Origin of the sequence: Shewanella sp. (assembly GCF_041630135.1) — a bacterium.
In the GTDB taxonomy this organism is placed as follows: Bacteria; Pseudomonadota; Gammaproteobacteria; order Enterobacterales; family Shewanellaceae; genus Shewanella.
Genome location: NZ_JBFKLW010000017.1, coordinates 46,945 through 71,857, shown reverse-complemented (window position 1 = coordinate 71,857; position 24,913 = coordinate 46,945). Strand labels below are relative to the sequence as shown.

General features: G+C 54.5%; 16 protein-coding genes and 2 riboswitches. Of the genes, 9 read left to right on the top strand and 7 right to left on the bottom strand.

Annotation, left to right across the window (positions count from 1 at the left end):
* The 4 genes from ABYK60_RS06795 to ABYK60_RS06780 all read right to left on the bottom strand — a co-directional run.
* Positions 1 to 351 (bottom strand): lipocalin-like domain-containing protein (locus ABYK60_RS06795; RefSeq protein ID WP_372871202.1); only part of this gene is annotated, 351 nt, incomplete at its 3' end.
* A 2-nt stretch (positions 352 to 353) separates the two neighbouring features.
* Entirely contained in the window at positions 354 to 2,972 is a 2,619-nt protein-coding gene (locus ABYK60_RS06790) for an FtsX-like permease family protein (protein ID WP_372871201.1), read from the bottom strand.
* Entirely contained in the window at positions 2,972 to 3,712 is a 741-nt protein-coding gene (locus tag ABYK60_RS06785; protein ID WP_372871200.1) for an ABC transporter ATP-binding protein, read from the bottom strand. Before ABYK60_RS06785 ends, ABYK60_RS06790 begins: the two co-directional genes overlap by 1 nt.
* Positions 3,713 to 3,877: 165 nt before the next feature.
* Positions 3,878 to 4,426 carry a DUF3332 domain-containing protein gene (locus tag ABYK60_RS06780; protein ID WP_372871199.1) on the bottom strand — a complete coding sequence of 183 codons (549 nt, stop codon included), beginning with the start codon at positions 4,424 to 4,426 and terminating at the stop codon, positions 3,878 to 3,880.
* 433 nt (positions 4,427 to 4,859) lie between these two features.
* Positions 4,860 to 4,988: riboswitch (glycine riboswitch) on the top strand.
* Positions 4,989 to 5,095: 107 nt separating this feature from the next.
* On the opposite strand from ABYK60_RS06780, the gene ABYK60_RS06775 reads away from it, so the two are divergent.
* From ABYK60_RS06775 to ABYK60_RS06765, 3 genes are all read left to right on the top strand, one after another.
* Positions 5,096 to 6,511, top strand: coding sequence for an alanine/glycine:cation symporter family protein (locus ABYK60_RS06775; protein WP_372871198.1), 1,416 nt, complete (start codon positions 5,096 to 5,098; stop codon positions 6,509 to 6,511).
* 227 nt (positions 6,512 to 6,738) lie between these two features.
* A complete protein-coding gene (locus ABYK60_RS06770; protein WP_372871197.1) occupies positions 6,739 to 12,039 on the top strand; it encodes a PAS domain S-box protein in 5,301 nt (1,766 codons plus the stop codon).
* A gap of 69 nt (positions 12,040 to 12,108) precedes the next feature.
* A complete protein-coding gene (locus ABYK60_RS06765) occupies positions 12,109 to 13,125 on the top strand; it encodes an HD domain-containing phosphohydrolase (protein ID WP_372871196.1) in 1,017 nt (338 codons plus the stop codon).
* A gap of 150 nt (positions 13,126 to 13,275) precedes the next feature.
* Here the strand turns inward: ABYK60_RS06765 and ygfZ are convergent, their stop codons facing one another.
* Positions 13,276 to 14,238 (bottom strand): tRNA-modifying protein YgfZ, encoded by a 963-nt coding sequence (gene ygfZ / locus ABYK60_RS06760; protein ID WP_372871195.1) that lies wholly within the window; start codon positions 14,236 to 14,238, stop codon positions 13,276 to 13,278.
* Positions 14,239 to 14,364: 126 nt separating this feature from the next.
* Positions 14,365 to 15,594, bottom strand: coding sequence for a phosphoglycerate dehydrogenase (serA, locus tag ABYK60_RS06755; protein ID WP_372871194.1), 1,230 nt, complete (start codon positions 15,592 to 15,594; stop codon positions 14,365 to 14,367).
* 491 nt (positions 15,595 to 16,085) lie between these two features.
* On the opposite strand from serA, the gene ABYK60_RS06750 reads away from it, so the two are divergent.
* The 5 genes from ABYK60_RS06750 (at position 16,086) to katB (ending at position 22,433) form a co-directional block, all read left to right on the top strand.
* Positions 16,086 to 16,751 (top strand): response regulator transcription factor, encoded by a 666-nt coding sequence (locus ABYK60_RS06750; RefSeq protein WP_372871192.1) that lies wholly within the window; start codon positions 16,086 to 16,088, stop codon positions 16,749 to 16,751.
* A gap of 416 nt (positions 16,752 to 17,167) precedes the next feature.
* Positions 17,168 to 19,765, top strand: coding sequence for an extracellular exonuclease ExeM (exeM, locus tag ABYK60_RS06745; RefSeq protein ID WP_372871191.1), 2,598 nt, complete (start codon positions 17,168 to 17,170; stop codon positions 19,763 to 19,765).
* A 167-nt stretch (positions 19,766 to 19,932) separates the two neighbouring features.
* Entirely contained in the window at positions 19,933 to 20,370 is a 438-nt protein-coding gene (locus ABYK60_RS06740; protein WP_372871190.1) for a PaaI family thioesterase, read from the top strand.
* A 53-nt stretch (positions 20,371 to 20,423) separates the two neighbouring features.
* On the top strand, positions 20,424 to 20,669 hold the full coding sequence (locus tag ABYK60_RS06735) for a YgjV family protein (protein WP_372871189.1): 246 nt from the start codon (positions 20,424 to 20,426) through the stop codon (positions 20,667 to 20,669).
* A 279-nt stretch (positions 20,670 to 20,948) separates the two neighbouring features.
* A complete protein-coding gene (katB, locus tag ABYK60_RS06730; protein WP_372871188.1) occupies positions 20,949 to 22,433 on the top strand; it encodes a catalase KatB in 1,485 nt (494 codons plus the stop codon).
* Positions 22,434 to 22,525: 92 nt separating this feature from the next.
* On the opposite strand, the gene ABYK60_RS06725 is transcribed toward katB, so the two are convergent.
* The gene (locus tag ABYK60_RS06725; protein WP_372871187.1) at positions 22,526 to 23,086 is read right to left on the bottom strand and encodes a TMEM165/GDT1 family protein; all 561 of its coding nucleotides are present in this window, start codon (positions 23,084 to 23,086) and stop codon (positions 22,526 to 22,528) included.
* A gap of 91 nt (positions 23,087 to 23,177) precedes the next feature.
* Positions 23,178 to 23,285, bottom strand: a riboswitch (yybP-ykoY riboswitch).
* A 328-nt stretch (positions 23,286 to 23,613) separates the two neighbouring features.
* On the opposite strand from ABYK60_RS06725, the gene ABYK60_RS06720 reads away from it, so the two are divergent.
* Positions 23,614 to 24,801, top strand: a complete 1,188-nt coding sequence (locus ABYK60_RS06720) for an amino acid permease (RefSeq protein WP_372871185.1) — start codon at positions 23,614 to 23,616, stop codon at positions 24,799 to 24,801.
* Positions 24,802 to 24,913 lie beyond the last annotated feature (112 nt).

The window sequence follows — 24,913 nt, the reverse complement described above, 5'->3', positions numbered from 1 at the left end:
CAGCTGCGGGCTTTGCCAGTCGTCAGCGGTTTGCTCAACGGCGGTTTGCGGCTTGAGCGCGACCCGAAACTGGGTCCATTGCAGCCCCAACGGCTCACCGGCCGCGGTTGTTAAGTTGGCGGTGAGATACCACCACTCCTGGCGGAAGTTATTGTGCGGGCCATGGTCGGCGGGGAAGCTTAGCCGTGTATGGGGGCTCACTTTATCAAAACCCTCGATATCACCTGCCATCAACTCGCCCATGCCCGTTGATGTGGCTGAAACCGGCTCAGTTGTGCTGACCTCGCTGCAGGCGCAGCCCCAAAGCAAGGTCAGCAGCAGTGCAACAATGTGGGGAAATCTACCGCCCATGCTCACAGCACCTCCTGTTGTAAACTGCGGATAATGGGGCGGCGGCTTTGGCGCCACAGGGGCCAGGCCAGTGCCAGAGAGGCCGACAACAGCGCGGCACCTATGGCACCAAGGACAGGCAACCATTGCCAGTCCATGGTGAGGCTCCATCCAAACGACAGCAAAATCACTTTGTGGATCAAAAGCCAGGCGAGAACCCAGGCCATGGGAATGGCCAGCAAGGCGGTGGCCAGTACCATCAGCAGCATCTGCATGGCGCTCATCAGCAGTAACTCAGGGCGGCTTACCCCGAGGGCATGCAGGCGTGCCAGTGGATTTTCACGGCTGGCAGACAGCATGGACAGCGCCGAAAAAAGGCCAACGGAGGCCACCAGCAGGGTGAGGGTGCCAAGGCTGGCGGTAATTTCAAAGGTGCGGCCGAACATGTCAAAGGCAATGTTTTTGATGTTCTGCTGACTGTAAATCTGTGAACGTGACAGCTCAAGTTCGCCGGCAAGGTCATCGGCAAGCTTTTCGGCATCGCAATCGTTGCAGCTTAAGGCCAGACTGATGGGGGTAGGTGACAGCTTGAGCTGCTGCCACAGGCGCTCTTCGATAAGGGTTTCCAGCTGTTGATTGCCATGATCGTAAAAAATACCGGCAACTGTCAGGCTGTGCTGGTTGCCAGCCAGGTTCACCGTCAGCTGGTCGCCGGGCTTGATGCCCAGTTTGAGCGCCATGGGTTCGTTCACCAGGATCTGCCTGCCCCCTTGCTGCATGGCTTGCCACAGCGGGGCATCAAGCGTTTTCAGGGTGCTGGTTTCCCGCACTGAAACACTGTCGCGCGCCAGCAATCTGAAACGGGTATCGCCCTGTGCGCCAAAGCCGGTAAGCAGAGCCGGGCTTGAGTACTGGCGGTAGCTGGCACTGATGCGGCTGTCGCCTTCAAGTCTTGCCATCACTTCGGGCATGCGGCTATCGCCGGGTCTTAAGTAAATATCGGCGTGCAACCTTTGGTTCAGCCACACCTTAAGGGTGCCTTCAAAGCTGCCAACCAGGGTGGTCATGGCGATATTGGCCGACAGCGCCAGCAGCATGGCCATCATGGCCAGCGACATGGGGGCACTGAGCACTTTTAGTTCGGCCACCAGATATTGGGGTAAACCCGGACGGCTAATCCCGAGCTTGCCCAGCATGTCGGGCAATCGTGACAGCACGCCCGGCAGCAGCAGCGGCACACAAAGGGTGACCAGCGCAATAAGACACAGGCTGTAGAGCGGTAACAGCCGTGGCAGGCTGGCCTCGCGCAGGTATTGGCTCAGCCCGGGCTCCAGCTGGCGTACCGCAGGCTCCATCAGGCTGAGCAGCAGCGCAAGCAACATCAGGATGCAGGCAACACGCTGTTGCAGCCGCTGCATTTTGGCATCAAACCCCTGGGTTGCTGCCTGATGTCTGCCGCTGGCAAGCGGCGTGGCGACCAACCTTGCCATCAAGGGGATGCAGGCAAACAGGCTGGCGGCAGCGGTCAGCACAAAGGCTTCAATAAACCAGCCGGGTTGCCAGTGACCGGGCAGCAGCCGCGCCCCATAAATTTGTTCCAGCGTCATGGCCACCAGCGGCATCAGCCCCTGACCCAGCCACAGCCCCAGTACAAAGCCTGTGCCAGCCCCCAGACTAACCATCAGCATCAGCTCCAGAACCAGGGCACCCAGCAGTGTGCGCTGGCCAACGCCGAGCTGGCGCAGTTGCAGCAACAATCGGGTGCGCTTCATCAGGCTGTAGCGCACGCCGTTGTAGGCAATAAACAGGCCCACTACAAAGGCCAGTAAGCCCATGGCTTTAAGGCTTAAATGGAAGCTTCCGGTCAGCTCGGTAAGCGCAGCGCCATTGTCCTGGGGGATGATTTCCAGCCGCGATTTATCGATACCGGCGGCTGTAAGCCGCTGATCTAATGCGGCCTCGGTGATGTTATCGAGCACTTCAATACTGCTTAACACCGCTGTGGCCTTCAGTGCCTGCCGGGCGAAGGCAAGGTCGGCCACAATGGCGTTGCCAATGCCCGTGGCATCGTCCAGACCAATCAGCTCGATGGGTTTGCCGTTGAGGCTGAGTTCGCCTCTGGCAAGAATCTGATTAAGGTTGCTTTGACTGAGCAGCAGTATTGGTTCTCCACTGAGCAGCCTGCCAAGTTCAAGGCTGGCGGAAAGCGGACTTTGGGGGGCAGGCGCTGATACTTCATCTGTGGAGGATACATGGGCGGCAGCGGAAGTGGCGGCGATAATGTCGACGCCATCGAGATAAAAACGCCGACCCGTGTCGGTTGTCATGACGCCGTTTAAACGGGGCATCAGCTTGAGCCCCTGACGGCTTAAACGAAAATAGACCTCATCATCGAGGAAGGTTTCTCCGCCGCTTGGCAGCAGGGTAAAGGCTGCCCGTCCCGAGAGTGGCGCCGTGGCTTCGCGATAACTTGTGCGGGCATTTTCATTGATGCTTTTTACCGCCGTGAGCAGTATCACCGACAGCATAATGCCGAGCAAAATGGCGCCTGCCTGCAGCGGCGCGCGGCGGTAATGGCCGACAAATACGTTAAGGCTCAGCCACAGCCCCCGATAGGCGCTGTGCAGTTGGGGTGATGCCATCAGTATTGCCCCGCCGGCGGGCAGGCGACATCCCCGCCCAGCGGGGAGTTGGCAGTCTGGCGCTCGGCTATCTTGCCGCCGCTCAGATGCCAGCGCCGTTGCATAAAGGCGGCGCAGCGTTCGCTGTGGGTCACCATCAATATGGCGGTGTGACTCTCGCGGGCGAGACTGGTGAGCAGCGACATCACTTCGTCACCGGCATGTTCATCGAGGTTGCCTGTGGGTTCATCGGCAAGCAGCAGCGGCGGGCGCTGGGACAGCGCCCGGGCAATGGCGACTCTTTGTTGCTGACCACCGGAGAGACTGTCTACCGGACGCGCCAACAGCTCTGTCAGCCCCAAACGCGTTACCAGGGTGTTGCACCATTCATCCCATGGGCGTTGGTTGAGGGCGAGGGGAAAGTGAATATTGGCACGCACATCGAGGGGTTCCAGCAGATTGAACTGCTGAAATACCATGCCCAGTTCGCGGCGGCGAAAGCTGTCCCAATCGTTGGCGCTGAATGGATTGGCAGGCTTGCCAAGGAGCTTGAGCAGCCCTGAGTCAGGGTGGTCGAAGCCGGCAATAAGATTAAGCAGGGTGCTTTTACCGCTGCCGCTTGGGCCGGTAAGTGCCACGGTTTCGCCGGGGTGGATTTCCAGCGTGAGTTTATCCAGCACCCGATGACGTTCGGCACCGTCCTGAAAACTCTTGCTGATCTCCTGCATGGCGACTACCGGCGCTGTTGCCTGTCCAGTCATAACATCTCCCTGTGCATCTGCTGCAGGCCAAAGGATAACCTGCTGCTTTGGGAAAAACTACGCTGAAACAATCGGAAAAGATCAGCCGCGATGCGCTGAAAGTAGGCATTGCCCGCGCCCCAGGCAGACCAAGGTGCCTTCAGGGGGCGCAGGCATCAGGGGGCGTTAACGGCTCTTTGCGTAGGCGCTCAGCTCGTCGATGCTTACGCTGGTCACAAAGTTGTTGTCGACAAAGAAGTCGACCTTTTCGCCATTGCGTTTGCCGGTCATGGTCTGTTCGCTGCCATCGCTGAAACGCACCAGCATGGCCAGGGTGTTGTCATCGATGGCCGTAAACTGCGCATCTTCAATCTGCTGATTGTTGTTGGCACCCAGCGCGCCCTTGAGCGGCGCATCAGTGAGTTCTTTGTCCAGCTTGTCGTTCACCTTGATGATGGTCTTCGCGGGCATATCCACCAGTGCCGGAGATTTGCCTGTGATGGGGTTCTTGCCGGTCCAGAATTCGATGCTGTTGAAGATAAATAAGTCTGCGGTTGCGGTGAGACCATAAACCGGCGCCAGTAACAGGTATAAGCCGGCCCGTCCATAGCGGTTATCCACCGCTGACAGATTGCCCTGGGTCAGCATACTGCTCAGCCCCATCTGTCCCATACAGGCCGTTAGCTGGGTACTGGCAACCAGAGCCAGAGTGAGGGTGATTTTGTTCAGTTTCATCGTTGTTTTCCATAAGAAGCCATAGCTGGCACAGCGGGCGGAGATTCTAGTGTCTGGGTTGTTTGCTTCAGGGGCGTGATTCACAGTTTGGGGTAAGGTTTTTGTTGTTGCTGTAGCTGTCTTGGGATGTTTGTAAGCAAGCCGTTCAAGGGGTTTGATTTCTGTATGCCACAGCCTGTGATGCCGCCTTCGTGTTACACACTTTTCACCGCAGATACAGATTATTTTTGATGGGCTTCACGCTTTGGCTGGAGGCGGTTGTCAGTCTTTTGGGCATCTGGCAATCTTGCCCACCCCGCAGCACTGCTGCGGGTTCCGTTCGGATGAAGGTAGCAGGAGAGTTGGGGCGTGCCCCACACCGACGAGGCCAACTTCGATGCATGTCGAAGGACTCTTTCAGGTGCCAGGAATTGACCTGGTGTGGACTGTTACTGGACGAGCCTCTGGAGAGATCCGGGCTGTTGGCTGTGTATCATTTGCGGCACACCAAACAAGCGCCGGGCGCCGAAGGCGAAAGCCCCTTTGGGGTGAAACGCTCAGGCAAAAGGACAGAGGAGAGGATGATTGCACCGCCCTCCCCGGGTGGCCTTTTGCCACAGGTTTCTTCCTCCGTGGTTCGCAGCCATTTCTTTTCCTCCTCCGTTTATTAATTTAATAACCGAGGATGCTATGGATTTTCACGCACTGCTGACGCAGTTGAACGCTATCGTCTGGGGTCCTGTGACCCTGTGTTTATTGGTGGGTACAGGCCTGTACTTCACTGTGCGGCTGAAGCTGTTGCAGCTTGTCAAACTGCCTCTTGCCCTGTCGCTGCTGTTTAAACCGGCATCCGGCAAGGGGGAGTTATCGTCCTTTGGAGCGCTGTGCACCGCGCTGTCGGCCACCATAGGCACCGGCAATATAGTCGGGGTGGCAACCGCCATTAAGCTGGGTGGTCCGGGCGCCCTGTTCTGGATGTGGGTAGCGGCCTTTTTCGGCATGGCCACCAAGTACGCCGAGTGTTTGCTGGCGGTTAAATACCGTACCACTGACAACAGGGGCAATATGGCCGGTGGCCCCATGTATTACATTGAATTCGGACTGGGGCTGGGCTGGCTTGCCAGGCTGTTTGCCGTTTTCGGGGTAGGTGTGGCTTTTTTCGGCATAGGCACCTTTGCTCAGGTTAACGCCATCAGCGATGCCATGACGGTGGCTTTTGCCGTGCCCACCTGGCTGACTGCCAGTGTGCTGACCCTGTTGGTTGCGGCCGTGACCTTGGGGGGCGTTAAGCGCATTGCTTCGGTTGCCCAGACTCTGGTGCCCAGTATGGCTATCGGTTACGTGCTGGCTTGCCTTTGGGTGCTGGTCAGCGGTTACCAGGCTATAACACCGGCGTTGTCTTTGGTGATTAATGCGGCCTTTACCCCGGTTGCTGCCGCTGGCGGCTTTTTGGGGGCAACCGTGGCCTTGGCTATTCAAACCGGTATTGCCCGCGGGGTGTTTTCCAATGAGTCGGGCCTTGGCAGTGCGCCTATCGCTGCGGCCACCGCCCGCACCAAAGAGCCGGTGGAGCAGGGGTTGGTGAGCATGACCGGGACTTTTTTCGATACCCTGATTATCTGCACCATGACAGGGCTGGTGCTGATCATCACAGGTGTATGGAATGGTGACAGTGCCGGTGCAGCCATGACCAGCGCGGCCTTTTCTGCGGCTACCGGACCTTTGTTGGGGCAATATCTGGTCACTGTGGCACTGGTGTGCTTTGCTTTTACCACTATTCTGGGCTGGAACTATTATGGCGAGCGTTGCTGGGGCTACCTCACCGGAGGCCGTTACAGTGCTCTTTACCGGCTGGTGTTTTTGCTGCTGATTGCCGGTGGTGCCTTTATCAAGCTCGACCTTATCTGGCTGCTGGCCGACATAGTCAATGGCCTGATGGCTATTCCGAACCTGATTGCGCTGATTGGGCTGCGCAGCGTTATCCTTGCAGAAAGTCAGCGTTACTTTGGCGTGCGGGATGCGCTCAATACAGCTGGCTGTTTGCCAAATGCCGGCACGCCGGTGCAGCGCTGTGCAAAAGAGTCCGGGCAGATCCGGGCCGGCTAAGTTTTACCGGCTGTCAGCGGGGGGCAGGATGAAAAGGTGATCCTGTGCCCTTGCTTGTCCGTATGTTGAATGGTTAAATTAGTGTGCTTATTTTTCTAAAAAGTTCAATAAGTTGAAAATCCGCCAGCACTAAGCCGCTGCAGTCCTCCCCGGGATGGGGTGAGAGCGCCGTTGACCGACATTACCGGGTTATCCGGTAATAAGGATATTGTCCGAGAGGCCGCCGTATGCAGGAAAATACCGAAAAACTTTCGACGTTTCGCAGTCGGATCCTGTTCCAGATAGCAGTGCCTCTGATCATTATCATGACCGGGGTGTCAGGCGTGTCGGGTTGGTTCAACTATAAAGCGGCGGAAAAAGCGTTTTTTATCGATTTGGCTGAAAAATCAGAGTTTGCCGCCAAACGGCTCGAATTTGAGCTGACCCTGGCTCAGCAGGATACCCAAACGCTCGCTTTTACCCTTGGGCACCTTGAAGCCCGGCAACAGCTGCAGCAAGCCCCCTTCTTATATCAACTGCTCTCGGACAGACTGGCACGCAATGGCAGTTTTTATGGTTCCGCCATTGCCTTTGTTCCGGGATTTTTACCCGGACAAGCGCGTTTTGCCCCCTATGTTTTTCGTCAGAACCAGAGTATTGCCACTCTGGATATAGGCAAAGAGGCCTATGACTACACCAATGGTCAGTGGGATTGGTGGACCGAAGCGCTTGAGCGACCCAAAGGTTATTGGACGCCACCTTACTACGACGAAGGTGCCGGTAACATTCAGATGATCACCTTTTCTCAGCCCTTTGGTGATAAAGAGACTCTGGGGGTGGTGACCACGGATCTTGCTCTGTCCAGTCTGCCCATACGTCTGGGGATAGCCCCAGAACAGCTGCTGGTGCTCGATGCCAGTGGTAGGCTTATTTATCATCCGGACAACAATCTTGGGCGCGATGCTGTGTTGAGCGACTGGCTGATAAAGGCGCCAGTCAGTGATGAGGCCGCAAGAGAGGTTTTGGGGGGTGATGCCAGTGAGGTCGCCCTGACTGATTCGAATGGCGTTGCGTATCTTGCCAGCATTGCCAAGGTGACACCGCTGGCATGGCGGGTGTTGGTGATTACCCCACAGACGCAGTTGGTTGAGACTTTTCTTAAGGGGTTCAGCTCGTTAGTTCTCAGCATTCTGGTGCTGGCATTAATACTGCTGGTGACCAGTTATTACAGTGCCAAACGCCTGACCGAGCCGTTGGAAGCGCTGGAGGCCGGGATTGTTGATTTCAGTAAAGGGCTGATTAAACGCCTGCAAAAGCCCAGGGGCGTGGTGCGGGAAATTGCCACCCTGAACAATAAATTCAATGAGATGGCCGAGGTGCTGGAAGAGCGGGAGCAGGCACTGCTGGACTCACGGGGTAACCGTTTTGCTACTTTGATAGACGGCATGAGTGACAAATCTTTTTATTGCTCCATGACACCTGATGGCAATTTGGATCAGGTCAGTGCCGGGGTAGAGAAGGTGCTTGGTATTTCAGCGGATGTGCTTAAGCGCAAGTATCAGCGCCTCTTTTCCAGTAACGCCCTCAATGAACAAAACTGGCAATTTATGGAGATGGCGCTGCGGGGCGAAGCTGTGCCGCCCCATCAGGTGGAAATGACCAGCGACGATGGCAGTCTCAGGCGTCTTGATTTGTTTATGCAGCCACTTCTGGACGATGACGGGAAGCTGATTTCGGTAGAAATGCTGTTTAACGATGTGACAGAGCAGTTTTCAGCGGCAGCCTGGTCCAATGCCGTGCTGGAGGCGGCGCCAGAGGCTATGTTGATTGTGGATGAGGACGGGAGTCTTGTCTTCAGTAACAGCCGTTGTCAGGAATTGTTTGGTTACGGCAGTGAAGACATGCTGAGTCTGAATATCGATGCGCTGATCCCGGAAGATGAGCGCGGTGGTCACCAAAGCAAGCGCCAACTCTTTACCGAAGGCCGTAATGACAAGATGATGGCCGGTGGCAAAACCCTGCATGCGGTTAAATGCGGCGGTCAGCAATTTCCGGTGCAGATTGGCCTGAGTCTGTTACCCGCAAACAGCCGTGGTCAGCGGCAGGTGGCGGCATCCATTCGGGATCTGACCGAGCAATTGGCGGTTGAGCAGCAAATCCGTGAGAGTGAAAGTCGTTTTCGTGGTTTGGTGTCCAACATCCCCGGCGCCGTGTATCGCACCCGCATTAATGGTGCCTGGACCATGGAGTATGTCAGCGACAATATCACCGAGCTGACCGGCTATCCTGCCTGGCACTTTATTGAAAGTAAAAAGCGCAGCTTTGGTGCGCTTATTCTTGAAGAAGATGCAGAGCATTGCCAGGAGGTGATTACCTCTGCCATTGCAGAGCAGCATGCGTTCGAAGTGGAATACCGTATTCGTCATCGTGATGGCAGCATCCGCTGGGTACATGAAAAGGGCAAGGCCAGTTACGATGCCGAAGGTAACCCTGTGCTGTTTGACGGCAGCCTGAACGATATCACCGAAAGTAAGCTGGCTCAGGAACGCATTGAGCAATCCCGGGAGCAACTGGAAACCATTACCGAATCTGTGCCCAGTACCGTGTACCAGCTCGTTTGGAGAAGTGAGCGGGACCGGCGTTTTACTTTTTTGTCCAGCGCGGCCATGGCAACCCTGGGGTTTCATCGCAATGAGGTGCTGGATAACTTTGAGCTGGTCGCTGAGCGTATTCACGAAGAAGACCGGGGCGATATCATCCCTATGCTTGCAGGCAGGGAGGGCATGCAGTGGACCAAGGCCTTCAGATACCATTTCCCTTCGGGAGAGCTGCGCTGGCTGGAGGCGGGAGCCCGTGGCAGCAAGCAGCAGGGGGCTCTGGTGTGGAACGGCTACCTGATGGACATCAGCGGCCGAAAACGCATGGAAACCGAGCTGGCCCAGAGTGAGGCACACTTCCGGGCCTTGTTCGACAATGCCGGTATTGGCATCGTCAACCTCGATGACAGAGGCACGATTAAAGATTGTAACGGCCAGTTTGTCAGTGATTTGGGGATGAGCCGCGATACCCTGCAGCGTAAGCAGTTGGCCGATTTGATGCACCCCGATGACAGGGCACTGGCCATAGGTCTGTATCAGGCGCTGGCAGAGAGTGAGCAGGGGAGTGTCAGCTGTGAGTGGCGCATGCTCGATGGTGAAGGTGAGCTGATGTGGATGGCTGTTATTGCCTCAGAGCTGGAGGAGGGCGATGACGGCGAGCGCTCAGTGGTGATGAGTATTGCCAATATTACCCGCCTCAAGCTGCTTTCTGACCAATTGATGGTCGCCAAGGAAGACGCCGACGCCGCCAATCAGGCCAAGAGTGACTTCCTTGCCAATATGTCCCACGAAATCCGCACCCCTATGAATGCCATCATTGGCATGTCTCAGCTTTGCCTGCAGACAGAGCTCGACAGAAAGCAGCGAAACTACGTGGAGAAAATCGAGCGGGCCTCCAAGTCGCTGCTCGGCATCATCAACGACATCCTTGATTTCTCAAAAATTGAAGCCGGAAAACTGGACATTGAAGTGGTGCCCTTCCAATTGGATTCCATCCTGGAAGATTTGGGCGACATGTTCTCGGTGAAGGCCGCCGACAAGCAGCTGGAACTGCTGTTTTCGGTAGCGCCCAGTGTGCCGACGCATCTTACAGGCGATCCGCTGCGCCTCGGACAGGTGCTGATTAACCTGATGAACAACGCCATTAAATTTACCGAGCGTGGAGAGGTGATGTTGTCGGTGAGCGAGCTGAGCCGTGACGGCGATGAGGTGGTGCTGAAGTTCGCCGTGCGTGACAGTGGCATAGGACTTACCGAGCAGCAGCGGGCCAAGTTGTTCAAATCCTTCAGTCAGGCAGATACTTCTACTACCCGTAAATACGGCGGTACTGGCCTTGGGCTGGCAATCTGCAAACAGCTGGTAGAGCTGATGGGCGGCGAGATTGGGGTCGACAGCCAGTTTGGTAATGGCAGTACCTTCTATTTCACCGTGGCGGTGAAGGTAGCCCAAAACGCGCAATTAAACATTGAGCAGGAGCTGGAAGACATGCCGGTACTGGTGGTGGACGATAACAGTACCGCCAGAGACATATTACGGACCACACTGCAAAGTATGGGCTTTTCGGTCGACAGTGCCCGCAGTGGCATGGAGGCGTTGGAGAAGTGTGCCCTGAGGGATTACCGCATTGCGTTGATTGACTGGAAAATGCCTGAAATGGATGGCACAGAAACCGCGGCAAGGATGCGCGGCCTTAAACAGCCCCCGCTTATCCTGATGGTGTCTGCCCATGCCAACAGCGAATTTATCGACAAGGTTGAGTCGTTGGGCATCAGCGGTTACATCACCAAACCCATCAGTGCGTCGCGGCTGCTCGATGGCATTATGTCGGCGCTTGGCCGTCAGGGGCACAAACCGGTACGGCGCAAGGCGCAGCCTATGGATGCCGGGCAATTATCAGGTCTTAAGGGTAAGCGCATCCTGTTGGTGGAAGACAATGAGATGAATCAGGAGGTTGCCACTGAGTTTTTGGAGCAGGTGGGGGTGGTGCTGTCGGTTGCTGACAATGGTCAGATAGCCCTTGAAAAACTGGCTCTGCAGTCTTTCGATTTGGTACTGATGGATTGTCAGATGCCGGTGATGGATGGCTACCAGGCCACCCGTGAACTGAGAAAGTTGCCCGGGCTTGCCGAATTGCCGGTAATCGCCATGACCGCCAATGCCATGGCAGGGGACAAGGAGCTGTGCTTGCTTGCGGGGATGAACGATCACATTGCCAAACCCATTGAAGTGGGCATTCTTTATCAGACCCTGCTGCAATACTTGTGTCCCGAGGCGTCAGGGCGGGTATCGGACAATACGGATGCACAGCACAACCCGGACTCCCTCACCAGCTGGCCCGAGCATCAAGATCTGGATATCGACCGGGGGCTGCAGCTGGTACAAAACTCACAACGTCTGTATCGACGTATACTGGAGCGCTTTGTTACCAGCCAGGCACAGGTGGGCAAGCATATCCGCAGTGCGCTGGCGCAGGGGCATAGGGAAGATGCCGTTCGTTTGGCCCATACCCTTAAGGGAGTGGCAGGTAATCTCAGCTCTGATGTGCTGGTGGATGAAGCAAGGCAACTGGAAATCAGACTCTCGGCAGGGGAACCCTGTGAAGCCGAATTGGCGGCGGTTGAAAGCCGGCTTGTCCCCATCGTCAGTGCCATCGAGTACTGGATGAACTCTGGCAAAGAGCAGCAGGCCACAGAGAAACAGAATGTAGAGCCGCCGGAACTTTTATCCCCAGATGCCCTGAACGCAGCACTGAATAACTTGATAGCCTTACTTGATGATGCCGATGCGGACGCTGTGTCGGCGCTGGAATTTCTCTGTGAACACGTGGCACCAGCTGTGTGGGCAAGACTTAAACCGGTGAGTCAAATGGTGGCGGGCTATCAATTCGATGATGGTGCTGATTTGGTGCGGGAATTGATACAGGAACTCGAGGCCGGGGGCGATTCTGCCTGACTATACTCGATAGCAAGTCTTAAGGGTGACAAGCTGCCGTCAGTCATTGCGGCAACAAGGGAGGTTGCGATGGAAAAGGCCACTGTGTTGGTGGTGGATGATACCCCGGAGAACATCGATATTCTGGTGGGGATCCTGGGGCAGGATTATAAGGTTAAGGTTGCCATTGATGGGCCCAGGGCATTGGCTTTGGCGCTCAAGTCGCCTCCCGATCTTATCCTGCTGGATGTGATGATGCCGGGTATGAGTGGCTATGAGGTATGCCGGCGGCTGAAGCAGGAACCTATGACCGCCCATATTCCGGTGATTTTTGTGACAGCGCTGGCCGAGGTGGCTGACGAAACCCAGGGCTTTGAGCTGGGGGCGGTGGATTATATTACCAAGCCGGTGAGTGCGCCCATTGTGAAGGCGCGGGTGAAGAATCATCTGGCGTTATATGATCAGAAACGGCTGCTCGAAGAGCAGGTGCGTGAACGAACCAAAGAGCTTGAACAGACCCGATTTGAGATTATTCGCCGTTTGGGTCGTGCCGCCGAATATAAAGATAACGAAACCGGTTTGCATGTGGTGCGTATGAGCTATTACGCACGGTTACTCGCTCGCCAGGCCGGACTGCCGGATCCCTTTTGTGAGCTGTTGTATAATGCTGCGCCCATGCACGATATCGGCAAAATCGGCACCCCGGATGCGGTGCTGAAAAAACCGGCCAAACTGGACGCAGACGAGTGGGAAATCATGCAGCAGCACGCAGGAATCGGTGCCGAAATTATTGGCGAGCATTCCGACCCCTTGCTGCAGATGTCCCGTCGTATCGCACTGACACATCATGAAAAGTGGGACGGTTCCGGTTATCCCAATGGCCTTAAAGGCGAGGAAATCCCCCTTGAAGGCCGGATAGTGGCGATTGCCGATGTGTTTGATGCCCTTACCTCGATTCGCCCTTACAAAAAGGCCTGGACAGTGGAAGACACCATGGCGCTGCTTGAGTCTGAGGCAGGAAAACAGTTTGATCCGGCGCTGGTGGAGCACTTCAAGGCAATTTTGCCGGAGGTGGTTGCCATTCGTGACCAGCATATTGAGACCTGAACGGCATGCATCCGGCATAAAAAAAGCGCCAATGGCGCTTTTTTTATGTTCGGTGCCGAACTCTCCGGGCATGAGTCTTCGAGAGGCTATTCGTCCTCAAGGCTATTCGTCCTCAAGGCTATTTGTCCTCAAGGCTATTTGTCCTCAAGGCTATTCGTCCTCAAGAGAATAGGGCAGTGGCTGTAAGCGGAAACTGGCCTCGTGATCGTCGGCCAGACGCAGCACGGCATCGGCAGGGGTATCGTTGGCGAGCACGGCGCTCATCAGCACCTTACCACCACGGCTGACCACTTCGATGATGTTGCCGGCTTTGCGATAACCACCTTCAACGGCAATTTCCAGGGTGCTTTCGAGGCGCACCTGTGTCTGGCTTTCACCGAAGAGAATATAGAGCGCGCGCTTGTTGCCGCCGCGATACTTGGTGCGGGCCACAGTTTCCTGCCCCATATAGCAGCCCTTGGAGAAGCTGATGCCCCCCAGCGCTTGCAGGTTGCACATCTGAGGTATGTATTCACCGGCATGATTGGCGGCGATATTGGGGTAACCGGCGCGAATTTCCAGTGCCTGCCACACCCCGGCGCCATACAGAGGTTGGCCACTGGCATTAATTACTGCCGTGGCCTGAGCCTTGTTGAGCACCAGGATAAAACGCTCACCATCACGGATGATTGTGCCTTTTTCGGAATAGCTGACCGCTCCATTCAGCTCGCCAAAGTAGCTGCCAACAAAGGTGGCGGCTTCACTGCCGGATACGCCAATCAGGCTGAGCTCCTGACTTAAATCAGTCAGTTCTGCCTTGCTGAATACCGCATACTTTTTCAGTTGTGGCAGGGACACCTCAATGGCGCTGCGGGGAGCAAGTAGCATCAGGGCGTCATCCTGTTTAAAGGTACGAAAGCTCGCCAGCATACGGCCCTTGGGATCGCAGTGGGCACCCCAGCACCAGTGGCCCTTTTCCAGCGACGTCACATCGGCGGTGACCTGACCATGAATAAAACTGATGCCCTGCTCGCCGGTGACTGATACCAGCCCCAGATGGTTAAGCAGACTCAGGGTAAGCGCCGGGCTTTCGCTGTCCAGTGCCCAGCTGGCCTGTGATACGGTAAATGTCATTGCCTGTTCCTTGAAATGAACCGAGTTGTTGTGGATTGTAGCGGATAGCGCAGGCTGGGTGAATGGCTCAGGTGCGCAAAAAACAAAAGGTGCCGCAGGGCACCTTTTGTATGGCTGACAGAAAAATCAGTACAGCAGACGGGTACGGATGGTGCCTTCGATGGCGCGCATTTGCTCCAGTGCTTCTTCGGCCTGATGGGTGTCCACTTCCATCACCACGTAACCAATTTCGGCGGTGGTTTGCAGGTACTGGGCCGAGATGTTGATGCCTTTCTCTGAAAACGCCTGGTTAATCTTAATCAGGATACCGGGGCGGTTTTTGTGGATGTGCAGCAGGCGCGAGGTGCCCTTGTGCAGCGGCAGCGATACTTCAGGGAAGTTCACCGCCGACACTGTGGAGCCGTTATCGGAGTATTTGGCCAGTTTGCCAGCCACTTCGATACCTATGTTTTCCTGGGCTTCTTCGGTAGAGCCACCCACGTGCGGAGTGAGAATAACATTGTCCAGGCCACGCAGCGGGCTTTGGAAGATATCGTCGTTCGATTTGGGCTCGACCGGGAACACGTCGATGGCGGCGCCGGCAATATGCTGCTCATTCAGGGCTGCTGCCAGGGCATCGATATCCACCACTGTGCCGCGGGACGCGTTAATCAGGAAGCTGCCCTTCTTCATGGTGGCAAGCTCAGTACGGCCAATCATGTCTTTGGTTTGTGGGGTTTCGGGCACGTGCAGGCTTACCACATCGCTGGTGGCCAGCAGGGTTTCCAGCGAATGGATTTGCTGGGCGTTGCCAAGGGGCAGCTTGTCTTCGATGTCAAAGAAATTAACCCGCATGCCAAGGGTCTCGGCCAGAATGCCAAGCTGGGTGCCAATGTGGCCATAGCCAATCACGCCCAGAGTCTTGCCGCGCACTTCCACGCTGCCGTTGGCGCTCTTGAGCCAGCCACCACGGTGACACAGGGCGTTACGCTGGGGAATGCCACGCATCAGCATGATGATTTCGCCCAGTACCAGTTCGGCAACCGAACGGGTGTTGGAGAAAGGGGCGTTGAACACCGGAACCCCGGCCAATTCGGCAGACTTGAGATCAACCTGATTGGTACCAATACAGAAGCAGCCAATACCAACCAGCTTCTCGGCTTTTTTCAGCACCTCATCGGTGAGCTGGGTACGGGAGCGAATACCGACGAAGTGGGCGTCTTTGATGGATGCGGCCAGCGCATCATCGGCAAGAGAGGCCTTGTGATATTCAATATTGGTGTAGCCCGCCCGTTCAAGTACATCTACCGCAGATTGGTGGACGCCTTCGAGCAGCAGGAACTTGATCTTATCCTTATCCAGCGAATGTTTCGCCATGGTGTAGATACCCTCTTTCAAATGCCAAATAGTTGTAATTGTCTGCTGACTGTCAATGCCCGCTCAAATTAGCATTTTTTTTACACACTGTGGAGGGCTGGATGGCTAAAGTTTTTATTCGAAAATCAGAACAATATCACATAAGACAAACTGGACAGGCATAAGGCCGGCGGAACGCCTGCTAACGGTGCGCCTTGTCATCCCCAGAGCGGAATGAAGATGATGAACTATTTCTGATTCTTTTAATTTTGAGAACTCACATTAATTGTTATTATGCGGCGCATTGCATTTGGGGGCGTGAGTGTCGATGGGACAGAACTGCGCTTATCAGCACAGGTGCTACACCTAAGTGGGGTGCCCGGATTCATACCTACGACTTATGGTTTTATTGTGGTCAGTCAGCAAAATGGTCTAACGGTTCGTGTAACTGGTGATGTTTGCGCCTGACATGGAAGTTTGAATATGGCGATAGCTAACAGGGAGAGCGCGTTTTGAATGCTGTGAATGAATTGATTTTTGTGCACCAACTGGTTACACCTTGCCATCTGGCCACTCTGGCCGAATCCATAGGCCTTAACACCTCTGTTGTGAAGCATCCAAGTGAATTGGATCTGAACAAAAATGCCAATGCCTTTTATCTCATCGCTCAAAAGGGCGCCGTGCTGGATAACAAGGGGATCCCGTTGCTGGCCAACAGGTTGGTGCCCCATGTTCCTGTGGCGCTTTATCAGGTAGAACGTCAATCATTGGATCAGGAAGCGGCGCTGTTGATGGGGATCCGTGGGTTGCTGTTTGCGGATCAGCGCATGGATCTGAAGTTGACCGGACTGCGTAAAATGGTGGCGGATGAGCTCTGGTTCGACAGAACGCTTATCAGCCGAATGTTCCGGCAATTGGTGGGTAAGCTGGATGATAATGTCAATCTATCTCCCGAAGCAGTGACTATGCTGGAATCCCTGACCAGTCGTGAGCGCACCATCATTCAGTTGGTAGGCAGTGGTGCCCGCAATAAAGAAATTGCCGGCCAGTTGAATATCAGCGAACACACGGTTAAAGCGCATGTTTCCTCAATTTTCCGAAAAACCCATACCCGCAATCGAGTGGAATTGCTGCGTTGGGCACAGGCTCATCAAAGCGATTTTTCTTTGGTTGGATAATCTCTGCGTTCTGTCGAACCGCCAGCTGGTTCGGCATATGTCATTTCTAAGGTATCACCACAGCCTGTTAGTGTTAATGGTGATGCGTACGGATAAATTCAGTTCAAAATATCGACATTTGATTCAATTGTAGCGGGAGATACTTTATTTATTTTTTCGGAAATTATTCATCAAGTTAACGTATGATATACGTTAAGCTATTTTGTTAGGTGTTGTATTTTAAGATAAAAAATTGGATCGCCTTTCTGTCTTCTGCCCTCCGATGCACTATTTATTCAATCCTTAGTGTGACCCAGCCCAATTGGTGATTACTTGAACTGTGATCTGGCCTCTTCTTTTGGAGTTTTAACTCTGTAACAATCCTCGCCCGCGTTAACGAAAGATAGCGCCATTATTAAAATAACGGGGTTGAAAATATGGATAATGTTAAAAAGCTGACTGCCATTGCTGTGGCGGTTGCGGCGGCTATGCCTTTGGCTGCGTCTGCCGATGTTATGATCACCGAGTATGTTGAAGGCAGTGCCAACAACAAGGCGATTGAGCTCTATAACAGCGGCGATGCGGCCGTTGATCTGACCGGTTACACTCTGGTGCGTTATAAAGATGGCGCTACCACTCCCCTCAACATGGTGGCTCTTGATGGTCAAACCCTGAACAGTAAGGGCATCAAGGTCATTACCCACCCAAGTGCAGCCATTACTTTGCCAGCAGGTACCGACGCCATGACGGGCGATCTGTACTTTAATGGCACAGACGCTGTGGCTCTGATGAAAGATGGCGCCATTGTGGATGTAGTAGGTGCAATCCCTACCCCCAAAGATTGGGGTCTGAACGTGACTATCGCCCGTAAGAGCAGCGCGCTGAAAGCCGCGACTGTGTTCAACGAAGCCGATTGGGACACCTCTGCCATCGATACTTTCTCCGGCCTTGGCAGCCTTGAGAGCGCTGTAGTGCCAGAAGTACCGGCCTTCAGCTGCGCCGGTGCCACTCTGGTGCCTATCTATGATATTCAGGGCAGCGGCGACAAGAGCCCATTGGTTCCTGATGGCAAGTTTGAATCTGATACAGAAGTGACCCTTCGTGGTGTTGTCAGTGCTCGCGGAGAGAGCCTGATGAAAGGCTTCTATCTGCAGGATGTAACCGGCGATAACTCGCCGCTGACCTCAGACGGTATCTTTGTATTCCTCGGCGAAGCCGCTCCGGAAGCCATTCAGCCAGGTGTGGAAGTCTGCGTTCAGGGTAAGGTAAAAGAGTTTTACGGCCTGACCCAAATTGATATTAAAGCCGACAAGAAATTTGAAGTGGGTGCCACAGGCGATGTGCCTGCCGCCGTACCTTTTGCTGTAACTGAAGGTGAAACCCTGGAGCAGGCGCTTGAGCGCTTCGAAGGTATGAAAGTCGTGCTGGATGCCGGCAGCGAGATGAAGGTCAGCCGTACTTTCAGCTTTGACTATGCCGCCCGTCGCAACAACCTGATGTTGTCGCACAAGGCACCGCTGATGAAGCCGACTCAGGTTCATCCTGCGCTGAGCGATGAAGCCATTGCCCTTGAAAAACAAAACCGTGGCAATGAGCTGTTTGTTGAGTCTGACTACAAAGCAGCCGATGGCGTTGTCCCATTCCTGCCGGATTTCAATGCTGAAACCGGTTATATCCGCGTTGGTGATGAGCTCAAGGGCCTGGAAGGCATGGTGAGCTACAGCTACAACGAATATCGTCTGGTGACCACCAACACTATTACGCCGGCCGATCTTGTCCGTGGTGATGACCGCACCGACGCTCCCGCTGTGGCTGAAGCTGGTGATATCCGTGTAGCCAGCTTCAACGTGCTTAACTTCTTTAACGATGTGGCTGGCGGTGATGCCAACCCAACCGGCAGTAACCGTGGCGCCCTTACCGAAGAAGAAATGCTGCTGCAACGCACCAAGATTGTTAACGCAATCAGTGCTATGAATGCAGACATCGTGGGCCTGATGGAAATTGCCAACAACGGTTTTGGTCCAAACAGCGCCATTCAAAATCTGCTGGATGCCCTGAATGCCGAGCAAAGCGCAGAAGACGCCTACAGCTTTGTTGAAATTGCTGATGCAGATAAGACAGATGGCAAATATTTCGGTAATGATGCCATTACTGTAGGCATGCTGTATCGTGCAGCCCGAGTAACCCCTGAGGGTGCGGCAGTTATCATTGAAACGCCTGAGCAACACGCTGCCGAAGGTGTTGTCAGCCGTGATAATAAAGGGACTGCAGAAACCAATCCGGCTCACGATAAGTACCAGCGCCACAGTCTGGCTCAGACCTTTGCTGTGAAGGATGAAAAGCTCACAGTGGTGGTTAACCACCTCAAGTCCAAGGGGTCTGGCTGTATCGAAGACTGGTTGAACTTTGATGAGAAAAGCGATCCGGCTGACCTGCAGGGCAAGTGTAATGCGTTCCGCGTATCTGCCGCCAAGGTAATTGGTGAGGCGGTTAAGGACATCGAAGGCGATCTGCTGGTGATCGGCGATCTGAATGCCTATGGCATGGAAGATCCTGTGCGCGTGCTTACCGACTATGATGCAGCGACCTCAAACCGCGTTGTTAAGACAGCGTCTTATACCACCCTGGCTGGCGCTACCTTCGAACAGGAGGGCAGCGTGATTGAGAAGGGATATGGTTTGGTTAACCTCAATACCCAGGTGCACGGTGCCGATACCTATTCATATAGCTATAACGGTGAGCTGGGTAACCTTGACCATGCCTTGGGCAATGCATCGCTTGCCAAGCGCGTTGTGGATATCGAAGACTGGCATATCAACTCAGTGGAATCCAACCTGTTCGAGTACGGCAAGAAGTACACCGGCAGCCTGGAGAAATCTGACAATGCCTTCTCCGCTTCAGACCACGATCCTGTGATTGTGGCACTGAGCTATCCTGACAAGGAAGAAGAGAAGGAAGACGAGGGTGGTGCCATGGGCGGATTGATGCTGGCGCTGCTGACTCTGGTGGGTCTGGGCCGTCGTCGCCTGCGTTAATTGAGTCAGCCCCTTGTGGGAGACTTATAAAAAGGGGATGCGTGCATCCCCTTTTTTATTTTGAGTTTCAACTGCTTCTCAGGGAGTGGGCTAACTGTGTTACCGGTTTACCTGCGCCACACCGGCAAGTACACTGAGCCGATAATCCATAAGTTAGGGAACAATTAATGAGTATTTGGTTCAGACCTGTCACCCTGGAAGACTGTGCCAGGATGGATGAGGGCATGCATGGTCGTGGCACCCTGATGAAGACCCTCGGGATCCAAATCAGTGAAATTGGCGATGACTATATGAAAGCAACCATGCCAGCCACGCCGGCAGTGCATAATCCATTAGGTATTGTGCATGGCGGTGCCAATGTGGTGCTGGCTGAAACTGTCGCGAGTTATGCTGCAAATTTCGTGGTGGATTTTGAAAAGTTTTACTGTGTGGGTCAGGAGATTAATGCCAATCATCTGCGCGCAGCCCGCAATGGCACACTGACAGCAACGGCCAGGCCGGTGCATCTGGGCAAGCGCAGTTCGGTGTGGGAGGTGCTGGTGCACAATGGTGCCGGTGAGCTGACTTGTATTTCACGTATGACGGCGGCGGTTGTAGAGCGCTGAGCTAGACTGTGAGTAATGCACTTTGCCGTCATTACAGCTTTGAGGAATAAACGATGGACACTGCAACAATCTGGGAATGGGTAGGCTATCTGGCCTCGGTGGTGGTGGCTATTTCACTGATGATGGCCAACATTAAAAAGTTGCGTTGGTGGAATCTTGTCGGTGCTGCATTGTTTGTGGCTTATGGTCTGGCAATCGATGCATTACCGGTGGCGCTGGTTAACTTTTTTATTGTGATTATCGATGCTTATTATCTGGTGAAGCTGTACCGCGAGCCGCAAAACAGTCCGCCTGAATAACGTATCAAAGGGTAACCCTTCTCGCCGGCCTGACCTCAGTCACGCCGGCTTTTTTGTGTCTGGGCCAGGCTGTCAGAGTTTGGTTGTGAGTCGTTTTTCTGACTATCCCGCAAATCTAAAAAACCAATTGGGTTTATCGTTATTAATCGTTTTTGTGTTGATGTCGATTTCCGTAGTATGACCACATCACCAGCAACCATTGAGGCGAATCACAATGGCGACTGTATACGACCTGATTGAAGAATTACTTTCCAAGAAACCAGCCTGAGGAGAAGTGCCATGTCTACAACTTACCTGACCAGCCAGAATGGTGCCCCCATTGCCGATGACCAGAATTCCCTGACTGCCGGCAGCCGCGGCCCTGTGTTACTGCAGGACTGGCAACTGATTGAAAAACTTGCTCACTTCAACCGTGAGCGTATTCCTGAGCGGGTGGTACACGCCAAGGGCACAGGTGCTTATGGCACTTTTACTCTGACCCGGGATCTGTCTGAGTACACCATTGCTGACCACTTTGTCGGCGAAGGCAAGGTCACAGAAACTTTCGTGCGCTTCTCCACCGTGGGCGGTGAAATGGGCTCTGCCGATGCTGAGCGCGACCCCCGCGGTTTTGCAGTGCGCTTCTACACCAGGCAGGGTAACCACGATGTGGTGGGTAATAACACCCCAACCTTCTTCCTGCGTGATGGCATTAAGTTCCCGGACTTCATTCACACTCAGAAGCGTAACCCCCAGACCAATCTAAAAGATCCTCAGGCCATGTGGGACTTCTGGTCGCTGAATCCTGAGGCGTTGCATCAGGTGACAGTGCTGATGTCTGATCGTGGCATTCCCGCCAACTATCGTCAGATGCACGGCTATGGCTCCCATACATTCAGTCTGTGGAATGCCAAAGGGGAGCGTTTCTGGGTCAAGTTCCACTTCAAGTCCCAGCAGGGCGTGGTGAACCTGACCAATGAGCAGGCCGATAAGCTCAAGGGCATAGATCCTGACTCGTCCCAGCGGGATCTGATGGCAGCCATCATGGATGGTAACTTCCCCCGCTGGGCCGTGAACGTGCAGATCATGCCGGAAGCCGATGCCAACACTTATGCTATCGATCCATTCGATTTGACCAAGGTATGGCCGCATAAGGACTATCCGCTGATTGAGATTGGCGTGCTTGAGCTGAATCGCATCCCGCAGAACTATTTTGCCGAAGTAGAGCAGGCAGCGCTGGCCCCCAGCAACCTGGTGCCAGGTGTAGGCGCCTCGCCGGACAAGATGCTGCAGGCCCGTTTGTTTGCCTACGCCGACGCCCAGCGTTATCGCATCGGTGCCAACTATAATCAACTGCCGGTGAACTGCCCACATGCTACTGTGGCCAATCATCACCAGCGTGGCGGTGCTATGGCCGGTACCCAGTGTCCGTTCCATCAGGGCAATAGTCATCAGAGCACAGCGCAGCAGACCCAGACCGGAGGTGATGCCAGCGCCAACTATGGCCCAAGCACGGCAACCGGTGCCCTGACGGATGCCAGCCACTTTGTTGAGCCGCCGCTGCGTCTTGAAGGTGAAGCCGCCCGCTACAGCCGTTACGGCAAGGACGACTACACCCAGGCCGGCAACCTGTACCGCCTGTTCAGTGAAGGGGAGAAGAATCGCCTCGCCGAGACCATTGCCTCGACTCTGCGTCAGGTAACAGAGGAAGTGCAGCAGCGGATGCTGGCGCACTTTGACCAGGCGGATGAAGATTACGGCCAGCGTATTCGCGCCGCGCTCTAAGTCAAAGTTAACGCCGCACTATCAGGCTTGAAAACAAGAAGAGGGAAGCAATAGCTTCCCTCTTTCTTTTACTTAATCAATTGGATATTGACTCAGTGCCACAGTAGCGTGGCTAGGCCCATCACGGCAAACAGCACAGCAGTGCCGCGGTGGATCCAGGTCATCGGCAGCCTGTCGGCACTGAAATGACCGGCAATCACCACAGGCACGTTGGCAAGCAGCATGCCCACCGTGGTGCCCATCACCACCATCCACAAGTCATCATAACGGGCCGACAGCACCACTGTGGCTACCTGGGTTTTGTCACCGATTTCGGCAATAAAGAACAGCACCAGGGTTGCCAGGAAGGGGCCGAAGCGGTACAGCGCGCTCTCCTCGGCCTCCACTTTGTCGGGTACCAGCACCCACAGGGCGATGGCAAAAAAACTGCCCGCTACCAGATAGCGCGCCAGCTCCGGACTGATAAGTCCCGATGCCCACTGGCCAAGCCAGGCAGCCGCAAAATGGTTTGCCAGGGTGGCAATAAAAATGCCGAGAATGATGGCAGTTTTGTTTTTGAATCTGGCAGCGAGCAGCAGAGCCAGCAATTGGGTTTTGTCGCCGATTTCGGCGATAGCCACGGTTAAGGTGGAGGCGGTAAAGGCTTCTAACATGATAGGTTCCTGGGGTGGCAAACCAACAAGCACGACCAGCCAGCCACCCCGAAATAGTATAGTTGTGGCTCGTCGTACTCAGGTCTTGCCGGATAAAACTGACGTTTATCGTAAACACCATGGCATGAGGCCAAGTATGTTGATGTTTACTCCCAAACCTATTGATGGTCTGGGCTGGCTACTCCCCCGAAAGCGAGGTCGTCATTATATCCGTCGTGTGTTTGTCTGCAAGTGACATGGCCCGCATTGGTTGCATTCTATTTCCTCTGTGATATCGCTGTAACAGGCTTGTAGAGCCATGTCGCAGTGACCGGCACCGCGCTTGCCGTGTATCTGCCGCTCTGTTAATGTCGGCAGCAGTCGTTTTTTTTGAGAAAGCCCGACAAAGCAGGATGGGGATAAGCGTCTTCACTGGAAAGGCCTTCGGCTGTACTTAAAAACAGACTCAGACTTAAGGAAGGTGCGAATAAGTCCACGCGCTTTCCAATAACAACAATTACTATTCAAGACTTGAACAGGACAGTTCCGTGAATTTGAAAATACTAGGCTCTATCGCCATTGTGGCGGGTACCGCCATTGGTGCCGGCATGCTGGCCTTGCCTCTGGCCACCGCCGCCCTCGGGGTGATCCCGGCACTTGTGCTGCTGATTGGTGTGTGGGCCATTTCGGCATATACCTCCCTTCTGATGCTTGAAATCAACCTGCGCAGCGGCGTGGGTGATAATGTGCACGCCATTACCGGCAAGACCCTTGGCAAGAAGGGGCAAATTATTCAGGGAGCCTCCTTTTTAAGTCTGCTGTTTGCCCTGACCGCCGCTTACCTCACCGGCGGTTCATCATTGCTGGTGCTGCGTTTTGAAACCATGTTTGATATCGCGCTGGATAACCAGTTGGCGGTGTTGGTGTTTACTTTGGCGCTGGGCAGTATTGCTGCGCTGGGTGTGGGTTGGGTGGATAAGCTCTCAAGGCTGCTGTTTACCCTGATGGTGGTGCTGCTGGTACTGGTGGTGGGCTTTTTGCTGCCGGAAGTGGACAGTGCCACCATTGCAGCCGATGCGGTGCAAAAAGCCTCTGGCAACGCCTGGATGGCGGCTATCCCTGTGGTGTTTACGTCGTTCGGCTTCCATGTGTGTATCGCGACTCTGGTGCGTTATCTCGACGGTGATGCCGTCAGTTTGCGTAAAGTGCTGCTGATTGGCTCGACTATTCCGCTGGTGTGTTACGTGCTGTGGCTGCTGGTGACCCTGGGCACGGTAGGCGGTGACACCATTGAAGGCTTTGGCGGCGCACTGCCCAAGTTGATTGGTGCCTTGCAGGATATTGCTGCCCAGCCATTGGTGGGCAAGTGTGTGTCTGTGTTTGCCGACCTTGCACTTATCACTTCTTTCCTTGGGGTGACCATGAGTCTGTTCGACTTCCTTGCTGAGCTGACCCGCGCTAAAACCGGCATGGCTGGTCGGGTACAAACCTGGCTTATTACCTTTGTGCCACCGGTGCTGTGCGCTCTTTATGTGCCTGAAGGCTTTGTAGCCGTGCTTGGATTTGCCGCCATTCCGCTGGTGTTTATGATTATCTTCCTGCCGATTGCCATGGCGATGAAGCAGCGCAGTGAAACCGCCGAGGGCTATCAGGTGCGCGGTGGCAATCTGGCGCTGGGGCTGGTTGGGGTGGCTGGCCTTGCCATTATCGCCGCCCAGCTTTACGTGGCGCTCTGAGTCATTGCCGTAACAGCAGATTTGTAAACGGATTTTTCCAAGCTGTAACAGGCTTGGGGCATATGGTAAAGTCGGGTCTTCGTGCCCGGCTTTTTTATGGGTGCAGCAATGC

Bases quoted from the DNA above. Each gene is read 5' to 3' on its own strand.
- ABYK60_RS06790 (WP_372871201.1), bottom strand. From the start codon at position 2,972: ATGGCATCACCCCAACTGCACAGCGCCTATCGGGGGCTGTGGCTGAGC.
- ABYK60_RS06785 (WP_372871200.1), bottom strand. From the start codon at position 3,712: ATGACTGGACAGGCAACAGCGCCGGTAGTCGCCATGCAGGAGATCAGC.
- ABYK60_RS06780 (WP_372871199.1), bottom strand. From the start codon at position 4,426: ATGAAACTGAACAAAATCACCCTCACTCTGGCTCTGGTTGCCAGTACC.
- ABYK60_RS06775 (WP_372871198.1), top strand. From the start codon at position 5,096: ATGGATTTTCACGCACTGCTGACGCAGTTGAACGCTATCGTCTGGGGT.
- ABYK60_RS06770 (WP_372871197.1), top strand. From the start codon at position 6,739: ATGCAGGAAAATACCGAAAAACTTTCGACGTTTCGCAGTCGGATCCTG.
- ABYK60_RS06765 (WP_372871196.1), top strand. From the start codon at position 12,109: ATGGAAAAGGCCACTGTGTTGGTGGTGGATGATACCCCGGAGAACATC.
- ygfZ (WP_372871195.1), bottom strand. From the start codon at position 14,238: ATGACATTTACCGTATCACAGGCCAGCTGGGCACTGGACAGCGAAAGC.
- serA (WP_372871194.1), bottom strand. From the start codon at position 15,594: ATGGCGAAACATTCGCTGGATAAGGATAAGATCAAGTTCCTGCTGCTC.
- exeM (WP_372871191.1), top strand. From the start codon at position 17,168: ATGGATAATGTTAAAAAGCTGACTGCCATTGCTGTGGCGGTTGCGGCG.
- ABYK60_RS06740 (WP_372871190.1), top strand. From the start codon at position 19,933: ATGAGTATTTGGTTCAGACCTGTCACCCTGGAAGACTGTGCCAGGATG.
- ABYK60_RS06735 (WP_372871189.1), top strand. From the start codon at position 20,424: ATGGACACTGCAACAATCTGGGAATGGGTAGGCTATCTGGCCTCGGTG.
- katB (WP_372871188.1), top strand. From the start codon at position 20,949: ATGTCTACAACTTACCTGACCAGCCAGAATGGTGCCCCCATTGCCGAT.
- ABYK60_RS06725 (WP_372871187.1), bottom strand. From the start codon at position 23,086: ATGTTAGAAGCCTTTACCGCCTCCACCTTAACCGTGGCTATCGCCGAA.